Below are 4,411 nucleotides of genomic sequence, written 5' to 3' on the forward strand. Positions count from 1 at the left end.
TGAACGGATCATCCTGACCAATTTGACCGGACTTGGAGGTAATTTATTCGTCCTACCCAATGCAGATCGGGGAGTCCTTGTAAACCTGGGAGACGAAGTCTTCCAAAACCCGATGGGAACACGACGGGGCAGTAACTACCCAACCCCCGGAGAGGTGTTTATCCATGAATTGGTCCATGCTTGGCAGCTTGAACGGGACAGCTTCATTCCAAGCTTGATTTGTAAAATGGCCTCTAGGTCCAATTCCAATGATCCATACGAAGTGAATTCAAAGCAGGTTTGGGGTGACATGAACGTTGAACAGCAAGCGACAGCGGTCAATANTCCAAGCTTGATTTGTAAAATGGCCTCTAGGTCCAATTCCAATGATCCATACGAAGTGAATTCAAAGCAGGTTTGGGGTGACATGAACGTTGAACAGCAAGCGACAGCGGTCAATAGATGGTACCGAGCGGCCACGATAGGCGAGAGATGGACAAACCTCCCGGAACTGGAGGCCTTGCTTACCCATCCGAAAGCCCTCAAAGATGAGTACTTTCATTACATTCACAATCAGATTCGGGCGGCTCAGAATTAAATCTGTCAAAATACTTTTAGCCTAAATTACGTATTATGCAAATGATTAAAAAAGAGACTAGCTTTTTATAAGCCACTTAATGAGTATGTAAGAAAACTTACTGAAAACCAAACCCAGCTATTTCAATGTAGCTGGGTTTTTTCTACTATCAGTGCCTACTCTATATGTTCGCAAAATTTCAATTTAACGAACATATAAAGTAAGCATATGATAAAATAAAGGGTATTAAGGCAGTTCGCATCAATTTTACTGAAATTAAGCAATAGTTCCTTTCATCCCATAAAAAGCAGGTGTTACAAAATGAGCCCATTTAATCGCGTCGATGAATTAAAAACACAATTAGATCAACACCGGCCGCTACCCGCCGCTGCAGTCAAAAACCTGCGCGATGTCTACCGGGTAGAATGGACGTATAATTCGAATGCCATCGAAGGAAATACATTATCATTGATTGAAACCAAAGTAGTAATGGAAGATGGCTTAACAATTGGCGGCAAACGGCTGCAGGAGCACTTCGAAGTCATCAATCATGCCGAAGCGATTAGTTTTATCGAGGAACAGGTCAATCAGACCGAGCCGTTGGATGAGCGTACACTAAAGACAATTCATCATTTGATTTTAAAGAACATCGACGATGAAAACGCGGGTAGATATCGCTCCATCAACGTGAGAATCTCCGGTAGTCAGCATGAACCACCGCATTTTCTGCAGGTGGCGAACGATATGCAAGAGCTTTTCGCCTGGTATGAGCAAGAGAAAGACCGTCTGCATCCAGTGGAGCTGGCCGCATTGTTTCATTTTAAATTCGTCTATACTCATCCCTTTGCAGATGGCAATGGCCGGACGGCGAGGTTGCTAATGAATTTGATTCTCATGGGTCATGGCTTCCCTCCCGCTATTGTCAAAGCGGAAAACGCCCAACGCTTAACGTATTACGAAACGTTGGAAACCGCGAGCATACAAGGCAATACACTGCCTTTCATCGAGTTAATTACACAATGCGTGGAAGAAAGTTTAACGACGTACTTAAAAGCGATTTTATAGGAGTGGTTTCTTTAACTTCTTAATTTTCTAGAAAAAGTACTTCCCATCTCTATATATTCGTTTAAATTACATTTTGCGAACATATAGAAATACATAACCAAAAGGAGGCCAATAGAATAATATGGCATTGACACCTGAAGAGCTTCAAGTTCTCCAACGGATTGAAAAACAACTAAAGAGCACGCCCTTCTATGTCGTAGAGTATGTCCGTTCCAAAAAACGGGCTGGTCTTTCAGACGATACCTTGTTGCAGTATCTCTACCGTTATCAGCATTTCTTCCAGTGGCTGCTTCGTGAAAACCTGACTAAGGTAAAAGATGTGAAATCTATCCCCCTTACCGTTTTAGCAGAATTGAAGAAACACGATATTGAACTATATATCGAATTCCTAAAGGAAGAATCCATCTTGCATGAGAAGACATCTGTGAGGAAGCGGGGCCAGGCAGTTGTTGCCCTTTCCGTTAACGCGTTAAAGTCACTCTTTAATTATCTTACTAAAGAGACCGAAAATGAAGACGGAGAATCGTACTTCTACCGCAATGTTATGAGCAAGATTGTACTGCACAATAAAAAAGAGACGGCCAGCCGACGCGCGCAGAAAATCAGTTCCGTTATTCTGAATGAACATGAAATCAACGATTTCCTGCAGTTCGTGGAACAAGACTATAAAGTTACTTTGGAAAGTGGGCTTGCACTACAACGATTCAACCGGGACAAGGAACGCGATCTAGCCATCCTCTCCCTTTTTCTTGGTAGCGGCATCCGACTTGGAGAAACCGCACGCATTCTTGTAAAGAAAATAAATTTGAAGAAACAGCTTATTGATATCAAGCGGAAAGGTGCTAAGGAAGACACGGTCCATGTTATGGACCAGGCCATCCAACATTTGAAATCCTATTTGGAAATCCGGGAAAGTCGTTATCCCGGTTCAAAAGAAGTCCCTTTCCTATTTGTGACCCTTTACGGAGGAACAGTGCGTCCTATATCAAGACGAGCGATTGAAAATTTGGTGACCAAGTACACTGCTGCATTTGCTCAAGGAGAAGGCATGAGTCCTCACAAGCTCCGACATAGTTTTGCAGCGGACTACATTCGAAATGGCGGAAGCATTGTTCTACTTCGTGATCAATTGGGCCACAGCAACATCGAGACTACTTCCCTCTATACTAACCTGTCCAATAAAGACAATGAGCAGGTGTTGACACGTATGCATGAAAATCGGTTAAACTCAAAAGATAAAGAGAAGTAAAAAGCTAGCTATTCCATTTAGAACTCCTATCTAAGTGGAAGATTAAATTCTACTTTCTAGTTAAGTTTATAGGAAAAAAACAATAGATAGCTTTACAAAACCCCGAAAGACATTATTCGGTATCTTTCGAGGTTTTGTCACCTTTTCCAATTCCGAACTTTTTTATTTAACCAAATTCTTTTAATTTGATTTAAGTTGCTTACATAATTCCTTAATAGTATCTTCTTCCTGTTCTACTAGGCGGTTAGCTGTGTTTTTTAAAGCCTCAATGTTTTTTGGTGAGACATCATCTAAATTGTCATTCACGTAATCTAGCCTTGTCTGGAATCGATAGTATCTTTTTTTTCCATACCGATTTGGAAGAAGTTGAGCTAACTGATAATCTACCGTGCTGTTTACTCCATCAAAAACAATATCTAAGATTACAGGCGCCCATTCTATTAATCCCCATTCAATCGCTTCATTATGAAAAATAGGACGAGTTTGCTCGCCGGTACCTAGAGATACAATTAAAATGTCTTCTTCGTCTTTAAACATTGTTTTTGCTTCTACATAAGCACACATAGCAGGATTATTTGCATATAATCCTCCATCAATAAACGAAAAATCATCTTCCATGCTAATTTTCTTGGGATCAAAATAAGTTGGTGCTGAAGATGTGGCTCTAGCGATTTCTCTCATGAGTGCATCCTGGTTAATCCTCTCATATCCGCGGGACTTTGCTTTCTTACTTTTAAAAATCCATGGTTTTCTTCTTTCTAGTTCATAACAAACAATTAAAACTTCCTTTAAAGAATCGGAAAGTTTTGTATCTCCAAAGTATTCCTTTAGAACATTGTCTATTCCTTCTGAATCGTATCGCTGTTCTATGATTATACGTATTTTATCATTCCAGCGACTTGAATTAACTGGTGAAAAAATTTCCTCTCCTTTTTCCTCATATAAAGTTAACAGTTTTCTAGCACTGTATTCAGCTGCACCTGTTTCATCAGGCTTCACAAGGCCAAGAGCCAAAATTCCTCCAGTTGATGTTCCTACGATCAAATCGAATAGCTCATTGATTTTTGTTTCAGTTCGTCTCTCAATATCAGCTAATATACGAGCAGGAATGATTCCCCTAATCCCACCACCGTCAATCGAGAGTATTTTTTTCATCTTTCTCATCTCCTTTCCTTCCTTATTGAATGATATAAGAGGAATACTCAATACTATTTAAGAGTGTCATAGATATTTATACAAAAAATATTAATGATAGTAAAAAGCTTCTAAATAAACATTCAAGAAAAATAATTAATGTAGCTACTTCAACTTATAGTCGATCTAGTTTTCATTAAACAGAGAATTAACTTATTAATTGGCGAAGTTATTTGCTTCTTGCTGCGCTTGCGCTAGTAAATGCGAATATTTGACAGAATCAATTTGGTTTAGTCGTTCTAAAACTTTTACCCGCTCCATCATCCTGCTCATCGCTCCCGAAAGATTCCCGGCTTCACGGTTTACCCACGCTAGGTTATACAATGCGCCACTCAAGTATGGCCACT

Annotated in this window: 4 protein-coding genes; 2 read left to right on the top strand and 2 right to left on the bottom strand. The window is 40.1% G+C overall.

Annotated features, from left to right (window positions below):
- Positions 1-877 precede the first annotated feature (877 nt).
- Positions 878-1,621, top strand: a complete 744-nt coding sequence (locus tag K8U60_RS18840) for a Fic family protein (RefSeq protein WP_223643618.1) — start codon at positions 878-880, stop codon at positions 1,619-1,621.
- A 121-nt stretch (positions 1,622-1,742) separates the two neighbouring features.
- Positions 1,743-2,870 (top strand): tyrosine recombinase XerS, encoded by a 1,128-nt coding sequence (gene xerS, locus K8U60_RS18845; protein WP_223643620.1) that lies wholly within the window; start codon positions 1,743-1,745, stop codon positions 2,868-2,870.
- A gap of 180 nt (positions 2,871-3,050) precedes the next feature.
- Here xerS and K8U60_RS18850 read toward each other — a convergent pair whose 3' ends face one another.
- Positions 3,051-4,034, bottom strand: a complete 984-nt coding sequence (locus tag K8U60_RS18850) for a CBASS cGAMP-activated phospholipase (protein WP_223643622.1) — start codon at positions 4,032-4,034, stop codon at positions 3,051-3,053.
- Positions 4,035-4,220: 186 nt separating this feature from the next.
- Positions 4,221-4,411 (bottom strand): hypothetical protein (locus K8U60_RS18855; protein ID WP_223643625.1); only part of this gene is annotated, 191 nt, incomplete at its 5' end.

The organism is Planococcus circulans (assembly GCF_020023385.1).
Taxonomy (GTDB): Bacteria; Bacillota; Bacilli; order Bacillales_A; family Planococcaceae; genus Planococcus.

What these genes read in the sequence shown, in the direction of transcription:
- K8U60_RS18840 (WP_223643618.1), top strand. Translation starts at nt 878, where the DNA reads ATGAGCCCATTTAATCGCGTCGATGAATTAAAAACACAATTAGATCAA.
- xerS (WP_223643620.1), top strand. Translation starts at nt 1,743, where the DNA reads ATGGCATTGACACCTGAAGAGCTTCAAGTTCTCCAACGGATTGAAAAA.
- K8U60_RS18850 (WP_223643622.1), bottom strand. Translation starts at nt 4,034, where the DNA reads ATGAGAAAGATGAAAAAAATACTCTCGATTGACGGTGGTGGGATTAGG.